The 13,644-nt window shown below is 63.6% G+C and carries 15 protein-coding genes; 11 read left to right on the top strand and 4 right to left on the bottom strand.

The genetic code is table 11. The features are described from left to right. From P8Y64_02055 to P8Y64_02030, 6 genes are all read left to right on the top strand, one after another. Positions 1-1,395: APC family permease (locus P8Y64_02055; GenBank protein ID MEJ2059258.1), on the top strand; the 1,395-nt coding region annotated here is incomplete at its 5' end. A 65-nt stretch (positions 1,396-1,460) separates the two neighbouring features. After that, complete coding sequence (locus P8Y64_02050) at positions 1,461-2,219, top strand: hypothetical protein (protein ID MEJ2059257.1); 759 nt, start codon at positions 1,461-1,463, stop codon at positions 2,217-2,219. 30 nt (positions 2,220-2,249) lie between these two features. Further along, a complete protein-coding gene (locus tag P8Y64_02045; GenBank protein MEJ2059256.1) occupies positions 2,250-3,641 on the top strand; it encodes a glutamate decarboxylase in 1,392 nt (463 codons plus the stop codon). Between the two features lie 7 nt (positions 3,642-3,648). Beyond that, a complete protein-coding gene (locus tag P8Y64_02040) occupies positions 3,649-4,884 on the top strand; it encodes a multidrug effflux MFS transporter (GenBank protein ID MEJ2059255.1) in 1,236 nt (411 codons plus the stop codon). Positions 4,885-4,974: 90 nt separating this feature from the next. Then, positions 4,975-5,895: an ROK family protein gene (locus P8Y64_02035; GenBank protein MEJ2059254.1), complete on the top strand. Its 921-nt coding sequence runs from the start codon at positions 4,975-4,977 to the stop codon at positions 5,893-5,895. Positions 5,896-6,032: 137 nt separating this feature from the next. Then, entirely contained in the window at positions 6,033-6,941 is a 909-nt protein-coding gene (locus P8Y64_02030) for an EamA family transporter (GenBank protein MEJ2059253.1), read from the top strand. 12 nt (positions 6,942-6,953) lie between these two features. Here P8Y64_02030 and P8Y64_02025 read toward each other — a convergent pair whose 3' ends face one another. Both P8Y64_02025 and rlmJ read right to left on the bottom strand, forming a co-directional pair. Next, on the bottom strand, positions 6,954-7,400 hold the full coding sequence (locus P8Y64_02025) for a thioesterase domain-containing protein (GenBank protein MEJ2059252.1): 447 nt from the start codon (positions 7,398-7,400) through the stop codon (positions 6,954-6,956). Positions 7,401-7,405: 5 nt separating this feature from the next. After that, positions 7,406-8,245, bottom strand: coding sequence for a 23S rRNA (adenine(2030)-N(6))-methyltransferase RlmJ (gene rlmJ / locus P8Y64_02020; GenBank protein ID MEJ2059251.1), 840 nt, complete (start codon positions 8,243-8,245; stop codon positions 7,406-7,408). 96 nt (positions 8,246-8,341) lie between these two features. On the opposite strand from rlmJ, the gene P8Y64_02015 reads away from it, so the two are divergent. The 5 genes from P8Y64_02015 to P8Y64_01995 all read left to right on the top strand — a co-directional run bounded on the left by P8Y64_02015 (position 8,342) and on the right by P8Y64_01995 (position 12,011). Beyond that, on the top strand, positions 8,342-8,863 hold the full coding sequence (locus P8Y64_02015; protein ID MEJ2059250.1) for a hypothetical protein: 522 nt from the start codon (positions 8,342-8,344) through the stop codon (positions 8,861-8,863). Between the two features lie 127 nt (positions 8,864-8,990). After that, positions 8,991-9,458 carry a DsrE/DsrF/DrsH-like family protein gene (locus P8Y64_02010; protein MEJ2059249.1) on the top strand — a complete coding sequence of 156 codons (468 nt, stop codon included), beginning with the start codon at positions 8,991-8,993 and terminating at the stop codon, positions 9,456-9,458. A gap of 78 nt (positions 9,459-9,536) precedes the next feature. Further along, on the top strand, positions 9,537-10,121 hold the full coding sequence (locus P8Y64_02005) for a TetR/AcrR family transcriptional regulator (protein ID MEJ2059248.1): 585 nt from the start codon (positions 9,537-9,539) through the stop codon (positions 10,119-10,121). Between the two features lie 23 nt (positions 10,122-10,144). Further along, positions 10,145-10,558 carry a hypothetical protein gene (locus tag P8Y64_02000; GenBank protein ID MEJ2059247.1) on the top strand — a complete coding sequence of 138 codons (414 nt, stop codon included), beginning with the start codon at positions 10,145-10,147 and terminating at the stop codon, positions 10,556-10,558. A 136-nt stretch (positions 10,559-10,694) separates the two neighbouring features. After that, a complete protein-coding gene (locus tag P8Y64_01995; protein MEJ2059246.1) occupies positions 10,695-12,011 on the top strand; it encodes an NAD(P)/FAD-dependent oxidoreductase in 1,317 nt (438 codons plus the stop codon). Positions 12,012-12,013: 2 nt separating this feature from the next. Here P8Y64_01995 and P8Y64_01990 read toward each other — a convergent pair whose 3' ends face one another. Together P8Y64_01990 and P8Y64_01985 are read right to left on the bottom strand one after the other, a co-directional pair. Next, positions 12,014-12,802 carry a DNA-binding domain-containing protein gene (locus P8Y64_01990; protein ID MEJ2059245.1) on the bottom strand — a complete coding sequence of 263 codons (789 nt, stop codon included), beginning with the start codon at positions 12,800-12,802 and terminating at the stop codon, positions 12,014-12,016. Next, positions 12,799-13,644: a DUF692 domain-containing protein gene (locus P8Y64_01985; GenBank protein ID MEJ2059244.1), complete on the bottom strand. Its 846-nt coding sequence runs from the start codon at positions 13,642-13,644 to the stop codon at positions 12,799-12,801. The genes P8Y64_01990 and P8Y64_01985 overlap by 4 nt, the downstream gene beginning before the upstream one ends.

Raw genomic sequence — 13,644 nt, 5'->3', positions numbered from 1 at the left:
CGCATCGGTGTGTTCACGCTGGTGATGATCACCACCGCGTTGTTCATGACCCTGCGCAACATGCCCATGATGGCGGAGACCGGTCTGCAGATGGTGTTCTTCAACATCGTCACGGTCTTCGCCTTCCTGGTGCCGATCGCGCTGGTGTCCGCCGAGCTGGCCACGGCCTGGCCGCGCAACGGCGTTTACCACTGGGTGCAGGAGGCCTTCGGCACGCACTGGGGATTCACCGCGGTGTGGCTGCAGTGGATCCAGAGCATTTTCGGCATCACCTCCATCCTGTCCTATGCCGCGGCGTCGTTCGCCTACGTGATCGATCCGCGGCTGGGCGGTTCGCGGTATTTCATCGTGGCCGTGATCGTCGCGGTGTACTGGACGGCGACGTTCGCGAACCTGCGCGGCACGCGCTTTTCCGGTTTTATCAGCAGCGTCTGCCTGATCAGCGGCGTGCTGCTGCCCACCGCACTGCTGATCGGCTTCGCGCTGGTGTACGTGCTGCAGGGGCATCCCGTGCATCTCGACCTGTCGATGCGCTGGGACAACTGGCTGCCCACTCAACACCCGACCCAGAGCCTGATCCTGTTTCTGAGCTTCATCTTCGGCGTGGTGGGCATCGAGGTGTCCGCTTCGCACGCGCGCGAGGTGCGCGACGTGCAACGCAACTATCCCATCGCCGTGTTCAGCGCCGCGATCCTCGGCTTCACGCTCACCCTGCTGGGCGGTCTGGCGGTGGCGGTGGTGCTGCCGGCGTCGCGTATCGATCTGGTATCCGGCGCGGTGGAGAGTTTTTCCGCTTTTTTGAGCGTGTTTCACCTGCAATGGGCATTGCCGTTGCTGGCTTTCCTGGTCGCCTTCGGCGCGGCGGGGCAGGTGAGTACCTGGGTGGTCGGCCCCATCAAGGGGCTGTGGGCGGCGGGCTGCGACGGCAACCTGCCTGTCGCCCTGCAACGCACCAACGCGCAGGGCGTGCCACGCAATCTGCTGTTCGTACAGGCGGGGCTGATCAGCCTCATTGCCTGCGCGTTCCTGGTCATTCCCTCGGTGGACACCGCATTCCTCCTGCTGACCTCGGCGGCGGTGATTCTCTATTGTGCGATGTATCTCATGCTGTTCGCGGCCGCGATCCGCCTGCGCTACAGCGAGGCGGATACGCCGCGCCCGTACCGTGTGCCCGGCGGGCGGGTGTGGGGCCTGTGGCTGGTGGCGGGGACGGGCTTCGCGACGACGCTCGCCTGCCTGTTCATCGGCCTGTTGCCGCCAGGCGATGGGATCCCAGACCGTGTCTATGCGCCGGTCATGCTCGCCACCCTGGCTGCGATGCTGGCGTTGCCGCTGCTGGTCTACCGTTGGCGCCGTTCCGCCTGGGTGCAGGTTGCGGGTAACGAAATCGATTAGGATGATCGTTACCGGAAGCATGTCCGCAATCCCGGATACCAAGATATAAATAAGAGGGGGAGCGTATGGTTTTTATCGTCGCAAACTTCACCTTGGCCGGCGTGCTGTTCGTGATCGGTATCCTGACCTTGAAAAAGGTCAGCCACGTCGGTGAGCTGGCGTTTGCCAGCCTGCCGTTGCTGTTCGGCCTGCATCAATTCACTCAGGGCTTTGTCTGGTTGGGCCTGTACCACGCCGTCGGCCCGCAAACCCTGCATGTCGCTTCCACGCTGTTCGTTTTTTATGCGCAGGCGGTTTTGCCGTTTCTGGTACCGCTCGCCATCTGGCTGCTGGAACCGCGCGGGGTGAGAAGGCAGCTGATCGGGGTGTTGTTGCTGCTCGGCGGCCTGCTGGCGGTGTATGTGGCCTGGGGGCTGATTCAGCAGCCGACGCAGGTGTTCATCAGGAACTACTCGCTGGTTTACTCCAACCCGACCACCAGCCGTTTGTGGGTCGCGTTCATCTACATTCTGACGACCTGCGGCGCGCTCATCCTGAGCCGCAGCGTCGCCATTCAATTGTTCGGCTGGTTGAACCTTTTCGGGTTGCTGGCGGTATATGTAATTGCGCAGTACTCGTTTACGGCCCTCTGGTGTCTGTATGCCGCGCTGGTGAGCGCCATTCTGTATCTGCATTTCATCGAGCGGCGCATCGCTTTTCTCCGTGCGCTCAAGCAGACGCAGGCGCGTCTCGGAAGCGAACTGGAGGAGGGGCTGGAAAAGGAGCTGGAAAAACTGATTCGGTTGTTTCCCAGGCTGCGCAGATTTTTCGTTAACCTGGTCTGATACGCCATACCGATATCCCGGGAGTGAACCATGGTCAAAAAGGTCGTGCGTCTCGACGCACTGGAAGAAGAACAAGCTCAGCTCGCACCCACCTACGGCAGCCGCGTGATGCGCGAGCCGGTGCCCAAGTACGCCCTGCCGGAACAGGAGATGCCGGCCTCCGCCGCCTATCAGCTGATTCACGACGAGCTCATGCTGGACGGCAACGCGCGGCTCAATCTGGCGACCTTCGTGACCACCTGGATGGAACCGGAGGCGGAGGCCCTCATGGCCGAGACCTTCGACAAGAACATGATCGACAAGGACGAGTATCCGCAGACCGCCGAAATCGAGGAGCGCTGCGTGAACATGGTCGCGCGCCTGTTCAACGCGCCGGACACCGGCCGCGCGGTAGGCGTGTCCGCCATCGGTTCCAGCGAGGCGGTGATGCTGGCGGGCATGGCGATGAAATGGAACTGGCGCAAGCGCCGCGAGGCCGCCGGCCAGGCGGCGGACAAACCGAACCTGATCCTGGGCAGCAACGTTCAGGTGGTGTGGGAGAAGTTCTGCCGCTACTGGGAGATCGAGCCGCGCTACATCCCGATGGCGGAAGGGCGCTACGTCATCACCCCGGAGGAGGTGCTGGCGCGCATCGACGAGAACACCATCGGCGTGGTCGCCATCCTCGGCACCACCTTCACCGGCGAATTCGAACCCGTGCAGGCGATTCACGACGCCGTGGTCCAGCACAACGAACAGCACGGGCTGGACGTGCCGCTGCACGTGGATGCCGCCAGCGGCGGCTTCGTCGCGCCGTTCATTCATCCGGACCTGCTGTGGGATTTCCGCCTGCCGCAGGTGCGCTCGATCAACGTGTCGGGACACAAGTACGGTATGGTGTATCCGGGCGTGGGCTGGGTGGTGTGGCGCGATCAGCAGGACCTGCCGGAAGAGCTGGTCTTTCACGTCAATTATCTGGGCGGCGACATGCCGACCTTTACGCTGAATTTCTCGCGCCCCGGCAACCAGGTCATCGGCCAGTATTACAACTTCCTGCGCCTGGGCCACGAGGGCTACCGGCGCATCATGGAAACCCTGCGCGACAACGCCATGTACCTGTCGGGGCGCATCGCGGAGATGGGGCCCTTCGAACTGCTGAGCGACGGTAGTTCCATCCCGGTGTTCGCGTTCCGGCTCAAGTCCGCGGCGGACTACTCGGTGTTCGACCTGTCCGCCAAGCTGCGCGAGCGGGGCTGGCAGGTGCCCGCGTACACCATGCCGCCGGGCGCGGAACAGATCGCGGTGCTGCGCGTGGTGGTGCGCGAGGGTTTTTCGCGCGACATGGCCGAGATGCTGCTCGGCGACATCGCCAAGGCGATCGACGAACTCGGCAGCAATCCGCCCAGCAAACCGCATTCGCCGGAACCGCAGTTTCATCACTGAACAGGCCGTGAACCTCCTGCGTGCCAATCTGTTCGGCACCACGGTTCCAACATTATGGATTCTGGTGCTGATGGTTTCGGTAGGGCCTTTCGGGGATACCGAATACACACCGTCGCTGCCGCGGATTGCAGGTGAACTGGGGGTCAGTTACGGCGCGGCCCAGCAGAGTATGACGGTGTATCTGTTCGGGTATGCGCTGGTGCAGTTGGTTTATGGTCCGCTGTCGGACCGGTTCGGGCGCAAGCCCCTGATGTTGGCAGGCGCATTGCTGTTTGTGTGCGGTTCGCTGGTCTGTTTTGTCAGCTATTCCCTCGAGGCTTTGTTGCTGGGGCGTTTCGTGCAGGGGGTGGGGGCTTGTGCAGGCGCCGTGCTGACCTCCGCCGCGGTACGCGACAGTTTCCCGCCTGCGCATATCGAACAGGTGTATTCACGCATCAATGCGGCATTCGCGTTGGCGCCCGCCATCGGTCCCGTGGTCGGTGCCTTTGTCGACGACCATTTCGGCTGGCACGCAAATATGCTGGTGTTGCTGGTCATGTCCGCGCTGTTGTTGGTGTGTGTGCTGCTGTTTCTGCCCGAAACCCATACCGCGGACCGGCGGCGTTCGTTGCGCCTGCGCCGGATTGCACTGGGCTACCGCAGTCTGTTCACTCACCGCCTGTTCCTGCCGTTTATTGTCATCAACGGTTTGGTCATCGGGGTGGTATATGCCTGCCTGACCGAGGCGCCCGCGCTGGTGATCAATGTGCTGGGCCTGAAACCACGCTGGTTTGCCGTGGTGGCGGGCGGTATTTTCGTGGCCTTCGTAAGCGGTTCGATCTTGAGCAACTATCTGGAGCGTCACATGCCGGCGCGGAAAATCGTGGTGCTGGGCCTGTTTGTGATGCTGGCCGGCTCGGTGATATTGGGTATGTTGGGGCTGTCCGGGGTGTCCGATCTGGCCAGCACCCTGGGACCCATCATGCTGGTATTCCTTGGCATCGCCCTGGTGGTGCCGAACGCGGTGGGTGCCGCGATGCGCCCGTTCAGCCGGCTCGCGGGTTCCGCCTCGGCCATGATCGGCTTTACCCAGATGGGGATTGCCAGCGCCGCCAATGCCGGCGTGAGCCTGATTCCCTTGGGTCCGTTGTATGCCATGCCCTTGATGTTCGGTTTGCTGGCGTTGCTGGGGTTGGCGGTTTACCGACTGGGCATCAGGGGCAGGGAGGATCACCGCAGGCGGACCGCAGCGCTTGGGGGATAAGCGTCGGATGCACTTTTCCGACATTCTGGTAGGGTAAAAAAAGCACGCAGGCCGTGCACCGTGTGATAACAAATACGACAGGGGATGCGAATGACCGACACCGACTGGCGCCTGGGCATCGACCTGGGCGGTACCAAAATCGAGATCATCGCCCTGGATCATCAGGGACAGGAACATTTGCGCCGCCGCGTTGATACGCCGCAGAACGACTACCGCGGCACGCTGCAGGCGGTGGTCGACCTGATCCACGGGGTCGAGGCGGAGCTGGGCGCGCAGGGCACGGTCGGGCTCGGCACCCCGGGTGCGATCTCGCCGCCCACCGGCCTGCTCAAGAATTCCAATTCGGTGTGCCTCAACGGCCATCCCTTCAAGACTGATCTGGAGGCCTTGTTCGGGCGCGAGGTGCGCATGGCGAACGACGCCAACTGCTTTGCGCTGTCCGAGGCGGTGGATGGAGCCGCGGCCGGCGCGGAGGTGGTGTTCGGCGTCATCGTGGGGACCGGCACGGGTGCCGGCGTGGTGGTACGCGGTCGCGTGCTGACCGGCCCGAACGCCATCGCCGGTGAATGGGGGCACAATCCGCTGCCCTGGCCGCGCGATGATGAGCGTCCGGGACCGCCGTGCTATTGCGGCCTGCACGGCTGCATCGAGACCTTTTTGTCCGGCACGGGCATGGCGCGCGACCACCGCGAGGTGACCGGCCAGGATCTGGGTTCGCCCGAGATCGTCGCGCGTGCGGAGGCTGGTGACAGCGATTGCGTCGCCACGCTGGAACGTTACGAAGACCGCATGGCGCGCGGGCTGGCGCACATTATCAATATCCTGGACCCGGACGTGATCGTGCTCGGCGGCGGCATGTCGAATATCCAGCGCCTGTACGACAACGTCCCGCGCCTGTGGGATCAGTACGTGTTTTCCGATCAGGTGCTCAACCGTCTGGTGCCGCCGATGCACGGCGATTCGAGCGGGGTGCGCGGCGCCGCCTGGTTGTGGAACGACCATAACGCCTGATGCGCCTGAGCCGAACGATCCGGTAGCCGGATTGTCTATGGCGTTGCGGACCGGCGTGGGTTCGGTCGGCGTATCGCCTTCATTTCATTCCCCGCCGCACGACCGGCAATGGCCGGCGGCGGGCACCGTTCGAGTTCATGAATCAACAACGCGCGTGGTTACCCTGGGCCGCCCTGGCCCTGCTGTGCATGATCTGGGGTTACAACTGGGTCATCATGAAATTCGCCCTGCATGACGCCGGGCCGTTCGAGTTCGCCGCGCTGCGTTCGGTGCTGGGCGCGTTGTTGCTGTTCTCGCTGCTGGTGCTGTTTCGCCGCCCGTTCAGGCCGCGCGGCGTGTTCAGCGTATTCGTGCTGGGGGTGCTGCAGACCAGCGGCTTCGTCGGCCTGGTGACCTGGGCGCTGGTCAGCGGCGGGGCGGGCAAGACGGCGGTGCTCGCCTACACCATGCCGTTGTGGTTGCTGCTGCTCGGCTGGCCCCTGCTCGGCGAACGGGTGCAGGGCTGGAACTGGCTGGCCATTATCCTTGCCGCCACCGGACTGGTGTTCATCCTGCAGCCCTGGCGGTTTCACGCTCATGTATTCAGTACCGTGCTGGCCATACTCGCCGGCCTGGCCTGGGCGCTGTCCTCGATCTGGGCCAAGCGCATGCGCGGGCGACTGCCGGTGGATCTGCTGCAGCTGAGCGCCTGGCAGATGCTGCTGGGTTCGATTCCGCTGGTGATCGCCGCGTTCACCGTCAGGGAGCCCGCGATCCATTGGACGCCGCTGTTCGTCGGGGCGCTGGCCTACAACGCGGCGCTTGCGACCGCACTCGCCTGGCTGCTGTGGCTGTTCATCCTGCGCCACCTGCCGGCGGGGCAGGCGGGCATGAGCATGCTGGCGGTGCCCATGATCGGCCTGCTCTCGGCCTGGCTGCAGCTGGGCGAACATCCCGGTCCCTGGGAGCAGGCCGGCATCGTTTCCATCCTGCTCGGCCTCGCCCTGCTGAGCTTTCTGCAAGTCCGCAAGGCGCCGCGCCGGGTGCCCGAGGCGGTACGCGAATAAGCGTGACCGCGCTCAGGTGTGGATGACGTATCTGCCCTGAAAGCGCACGGCCGGACCGTCGGCGCCGCCGATCTCAGCGTTCAGGGATATCCGCGCCATGCCCTTTTTGCGGAACAGGCGGACGAATTTTTCGAACCCGGCCTCGGATTCGATGCGGGCCGTGGCGACGATGTCCTGCGTCACCGGCTGCAGGTACCGGATGTCGCTTTCCTGAATCACGATGTGCGCGGCGAGCCCCAGTTCGTGAAGCCGGCTGTGGATCAGCGACCAGCCCGCCAGCACCGCCACCGAATACAGGCTGCCGCCGAACGCCGTGGCCTTGTGGTTGAGGTTGTTTTCCAGCGGCGCGGTCAGCGTCACCGCGTCGTGCGTGACGTCGGTCACCTTGATGCCGATCGCCCGCGTGAGGGGGATTTCATGGTGCAGCGTGTGCTGCAGGGCTTGCATGCGGTCCGTCATGCGGTTTACTCCGGAATCCACCAGTCGAGCAGCGGCGCCGGCGCCTCGTCGGTGTCCAGCCGTTTTTCCATTTCGGCGACGGCCGCCGCGATGCAGGCATCGATCTGCCAGGGCGGGTTGACGATCACCATGCCCGAGCCGTTCAGTCCCAGCGGGGTGTCGGGCGGGGCGATATAAAACTCGCTGCGCAGTACGTTGCGCAGGCCGCTTTTTTTCAGGTCATCCAGCAGGCGCTGCGCGGGGTTGCCGGCAAGGACGGGATACCAGACGGCGTAGATGCCGCCGGGCCAGCGTTTGTGCGCTTCGCGCACGGCGGGGACCACCGCGCCGTAGTCAGCCTTAACCTCGTAGGGCGGGTCGATCAGCACCAGGCCGCGCTTTTCCTGCGGGGGTACCAGGGCGGGAAGGCCTTCGAAACCGTCGCGGCGATGGACGGCCACCCGCTTGTCGTTGCGGAAGTTCTGCCTGAGGGCGGCGTGATCGGCCGGGTGCAGCTCCATGAGCACCATGCGGTCCGCCGCGCGCAGGAAATGCCGGGCGATGCCCGGCGAGCCGGGGTAATAATGCAGGCTGCCGTCGGGATTGAGCGCGCGCACCGCATCGAGGTAGCCGCCCAGGCTCTCCGCCCCGGTGATCGGCCAGAGGCGTTCGATGCCGCCGTGGAATTCGCCGGTTTTTTGCGCGGCCTGTTCCGTCAGGTCGTATACGCCGGCGCCGGCATGGGTGTCGTAGCAGCAAAAGGGTTTGGGCTTCGCGCGCAGCGATTGCAGCAGCAAAGCGAGAATCACGTGCTTGTGCACATCGGCAAAATTGCCGGCATGAAAGGCGTGGCGGTAACTCAGCATGAATCGGCTTTTAAAGTGGTTGACGCATCATGCCTGTCTATCGCTGTTCTGCTAGACTGGCCACATAAGTAAACCATGCCGATACACGCTACGACCATGAATACTCGAATCCTGACCCTGATCGTCGTTATTCTCGGTGCCGCATTGTTCCGCCTGGTGCCGCATCCGCCCAATGTCACCCCCATCGCTGCCATCGCCCTGTTCTCCGGCGCCTATCTCGCCGATCGCCGCCTGTCGCTGGTCGTACCCCTGCTGGCCATGCTGCTGAGCGATCTGTTCCTGGGCTTTTATTCCGGCATGGCGCTCACCTATCTGGCGTTCGCGCTCAGCGTGGTGCTGGGCTGGAGCCTGCACAGCCGGCGCGCCCGTCCGCTGCCGGTGCTGGGTGCCGCGGTGGGCAGCTCGCTGATCTTCTATCTGCTGACCAATTTCGGCAGTTGGGCCACCACCGGTCTGTATCCGCACGACCCCGCCGGCCTGCTGGCCGCCTACGTGGCGGGACTGCCCTTTTACCGCAACAGCCTGGCCGGCGATCTGCTGTTCACCGGGCTGCTGTTCTGGGGCTTCCATCTCGCAGAGCGCCGGATTCCCTCCCTGCGGGAACACGTGCACGGCTGATTCTTACCTTTCATTGCGTAAGGTCAAAAAATACGTATGCTTGGCAAGCTGAGTCTGCTTGACAAACTCATACGGCTGTCTTAATAACTAGATAGTAGTTTTACCTACCCTTAACCGGAGATTAGAGATGAGTGAGAAAAAGCTCGCGATTATTGCTACCAAAGGAACGCTGGACTGGGCCTATCCCCCCTTCATCCTTGCTTCCACCGCCGCCGCCCTCGGCTATCAGGTGGAGGTGTTCTTCACCTTCTACGGTCTGCAGCTGCTGAAGAAGAAGCTGGACCTCCAGGTCACCTCGCTGGGCAACCCGGGCATGCCGATGCCCATGCCGATGCCGGTGATGCTGCAGGCGCTGCCCGGTATGCAGAGCATGATGACCGTGATGATGAAGAAGAAGATGAAGTCCAAGGGCGTTGCCAGCCTGGAGGACCTGCGTGAATTGTGCCTGGAGGCCGAGGTACGCATGGTGGCCTGCCAGATGACGGTGGACCTGTTTGAGATGCCCACCTCCGATTTCATCGAAGGTATCGAGTACGGCGGCGCCGCGACTTTCTTCGAATTCGCCGGCGAGTCCGATATCTGCCTGTTTATCTGATTACAAAAAGCGGTTGGGCGGCTTTTGCCGCCCGCCGCATGATCTGCCCGATCCGGCAGTAATTAGGGGACTATCGGGATGGAAACACGCGGAGAACAAAATCGTCAGCGTATTCTGCGCGCCGCAGCTGACCTGTTTTATCATCAGGGCTATAACGCCACCTCGTTTACGGATATCGCCCAGGCGGCCGATATACCGCGCGGTAATTTCTACTACTACTTCAAGACCAAGGACGAAATTCTCGAAAGCGTCATCGAGATGCGCCTGGAATGGGTGCGCGAGCAGCTTAAGGAATGGACCGCCAGGCATACGGATCCGCGCGAACGCATGTGCGAACTGCCCGGCATGCTGCTGGACGAGGCGGACAACGTCGTCCGCTACGGCTGCCCGCTGGGTACGCTCAACGCCGAACTGGGCAAGACGCACCATATCCTGCAAAGCGCCGCCTCCCGGCTGTTCAGCGACATCGCCGACTGGCTCACCGGGCAGTTTCATGAACTGGGCTACAACAACGAATCGCGGCATACGGCCCTGCACGTGCTGTCACGAATCCAGGGTGCGACCGTGATTGCCAATGCCTGCACCGACCGTGGTTTTCTGTTTCGGGAAATGCACGACATCCAGGATTGGATTCGCAAGCAATCCTGGAACACCAGGCAGTGAGCGCCCAGCCCGCCGACGATTACATGGCCATCTACCACGGCCAGTTCCGTGGGGTGTTGCGCTGGCCTCAGCTGGATGACCTCTGGGCACGGATCCGTTCCGCACCGGAGGGATGGTACATTTATGCGGTGGGCGAACCGCCGCCCGATTCGAAGTCCTCTTCCGAGCAGCTGCTGCACTTCATCGACGAGGTCGACCAACTGCTGCGCGCCGAGCACAAAGAGGATTATTGCGGCATCGTCTACGTGGACGATCGCGAGCAACCGGCCTTCGTGAAAATCTACGACCCCAATAATCTCGGTGTGTCATGCGGATCCAGCGAGTTTCCGCCCTATCCGGGCTGGATCCTGTCGCGCATTCCGCCCGTGGATCTGCCGACCGCCTTTCCGCCGCCCAATAACCGCCGCCGCTGGTGGCAGAGGTTGCTGGCGCACTGATCCATAAGCCCGCTTGAGGCCTTGACCGTTTCATTTGCAGTAGCGGATGCTGCGCACACTATCGTGCAACGCTCGGCTTGCCCTGAACGGGGCGGACCCACCCTGCTGTGTATCATCAACAGGGAAACCACTCACCATGACTTCACCGCATCGTATCGTCATCGTCGGCGCTGGCGCTGCCGGCCTGGAACTCGCAACCCGTCTTGGCAACCGTTTGGGCCGGCGTAAGCGCGCGGAAATCACCGTCATCGACCAGCAGAGCACGCACCTCTGGAAACCGCTGCTGCATGAGGTCGCCGCCGGCACGCTGGACCCCGCCGAACACGCCATCAATCAGCTCGCCCACGCCCGCCACCACCATATGCGCTTTCGCATCGGGCGCTTGGAGACACTGGATCGGGAACGCAGGCAGGTGTGGCTCGCGGCCACGCACAACGATAAAGGCGAGGAAATCATCCCCCGGCGCAGCTTCGCCTACGACACGCTGGTGATCGCCGTGGGCAGCGTGTCCAACGATTTCGGCACGCCCGGTGTGGCCGAGCATTGCTGGTTTCTCGACAGCCTGCCGGAGGCCGAACGTTTCCAGCAGCGATTGCTCGAAACCCTACTGCGGGCCGGTACGCACAAGCCCGGCGAGGCGGGCGGCGATCCCCTGCAGGTCGCCATCGTCGGCGGCGGTGCCACCGGCGTCGAACTCGCGGCGCAGCTGCACGAGGTCGCGCGACAGGTCGTTCAGTACGGTTTCGACGAGCTCGATCCCGAGCACCGCCTGCACCTGACGTTGCTCGAGGCCAGCCCGCGTATCCTGGCGGCCCTGCCCGAACATCTGAGCCGGGATGCCACCGCCGAACTGGAGTCTTTAGGGGTGCGCGTCCGGGCCAATAGCCGCGTCGTCGAGGTCACGCAGGACGGCATCCGCACCGCCGACGGCGAATTCCTGCCCGCCGCGGTCAAGGTGTGGGCCGCCGGCATTCGCGCACCGGAATGCCTGGATCATCTCGACGGTCTGGAGACCAATCCCCGTCATCAGCTCGTGGTGGGCCGCGACCTGCTCACCACCCGCGATCCGAACATCTTCGCCATCGGGGACTGCGCCGACTGCACGCTCGACGATGCCGGGAACAAGGTGCCGCCGCGCGCCCAGGCCGCCCATCAGCAGGCGCATTTCGTCGCGCGTGCCATCCAGCGGCGCCTGCGCGGGCGCACCCAAATCGGTGAATACGTGTATCGCGACTACGGCTCGCTGGTCACCTTAGGCCATTACAGTACCGTCGGCAGTCTCATGGGCTCGCTGCTGGGCAGCGTGCGTGTATCCGGCCTGATCGCGCGCATGGTGTATCTGTCGCTGTACAAGATGCATCAGATCGCACTGCACGGCTGGATGCGCACCGGCGCGCTGACCTTGGCGCGTCTGTTGCGGCGCAGCGTCAATCCGCAGATCAAGCTGCATTGAGGTCAGTCCGGGCGGACCTCGAGTCCGCTCAGCAGCCCGGCCTCTATCCAGCCCTTGAGCAGGCCGGCCGCATGCATCGGCGCCTGTTCCTCATCTACCCAGTCGCACAGTCCCGCGCACAGGTCGCCGAAACCGGTGCCGTCAGACAGGGCATCGAGCGCCCAGGCCGCATCCTCCGCAAGCGTGTCATAGCGCACGCCCAGGTCGTGCCGCCAGATCAGCCAGGGTGTGGTTTCGTCCTCGAGGCGGGGAGGGCAGTATGCGTCCGCTTCGTCCAGGGATCGCCACAGCTCGGGTGTATTGGAATACAGATCCAACCGGCGCAGGGCGGGGTGCGGGGTAAAGCGCAGTGCGCCCCAGTCTTCGGGTGTCACCGCGGCCAGATCCTGAATGCCGAGCAGTGGGGCATCGGGCGCATCGAAGGCATCGCCCTGCGCCCACTCGAAGGCAGCGAGTTCCGCCAGCCAGGGTTCGGAGCGGGTCTGCTCGACGTGCCGCAGCCAGTCCGGGAGGTGCCGGCCGAACCAGCGCACCGAATAATGCCGGGACGGATGGGTATGGATGTAGGCCTGCGCCAGTTCGGCGAAGCGGTCTTCCCCGAGCAATTTTTTCAACCGCGGATAGTCGTTGCCCAGGACCTCCAGCAGGCGCAGCACATAGGCCTCGCCGTAGATTTGCAGGCGGCTGGCCGCGTCCAGGCGGCGGCTGGGCAGGATGTTGTCGCCCAGGGGCGTGGCGTCCCCGGTCAGCAGGTAATCCTGAAAGGCCTGCTGGAGCGTGGCGAGGCTCATGCCGCCAGCTCCTCGAAGCGCCGGCCGATGTCGCGTGCGGTCTCAAGCTCGTCCAGCAGCGCCTGGAAGGGTGGAATGTGATCGTCGCGCTCGATCATGGTGGAGACCGGCGCACCGATGTGCCGCAGCGTGTAGTCGTACAGCGACCAGACCGGATCGCCGACCGGATGATCGTGGGTGTCGACGATGAAGTCGCCGTTGTGGGTGTGCCCGGCGATGTGTATCTGCCAGACCCGTTCCGGCGCAATGCCGTTCACGTAGTCGTGCGGATCGAAATCGTGATTGAAGGCGCTGACGTAGATGTTGTTCACGTCGAGCAGGATCAGGCTGTCCGCCTCTTCGGAAATGGCCGAGAGGAACTCCCATTCGGTGAGTTCCGATTCGCGGAAGGTCACGTAGCTGGAGACGTTCTCCAGCAGCACAGGGCGTTCCAGGTAGTCCTGCACCTCGCGCAGCCTTGTCGCGACATGGCGGACCGCTTCCTCCGTATACGGCAGCGGCAGCAGGTCATGCAGGTGGGTATGGGCGTTACCGGTCCAGCACAGATGGTCTGAAATCCAGCGCGGCTGGATTTCGTCGGCCAGCGCCTTGACCTGCGCAAGATAGCCGCGGTCGAGGGGGTCGGTGCTGCCGATGGAAAGTGAGACGCCATGCATCACCAGCGGGTAGCGTTCGGCGATGCGCAGCAGGTAATCGCGCGGCCGGCCGCCGGTGGCGAGATAGTTTTCGGTCAGTATCTCGAACCAGTCCACGGCCGGATCGTCCGCGGTCAGAATCTCCTCGTAATGCGGCGGACGCAGGCCGAGGCCGTAGCCGAGCCAGGGGCGTTGAGGCTTGTTCAT

The sequence above is a fragment of the Gammaproteobacteria bacterium genome (genome assembly GCA_037388465.1).
Lineage (GTDB): Bacteria > Pseudomonadota > Gammaproteobacteria > SpSt-1174 > SpSt-1174 > JARRKE01.
The sequence above is the reverse complement of the archived record's forward strand: the minus strand, read 5'-3'. Positions and strand labels throughout refer to the sequence as shown.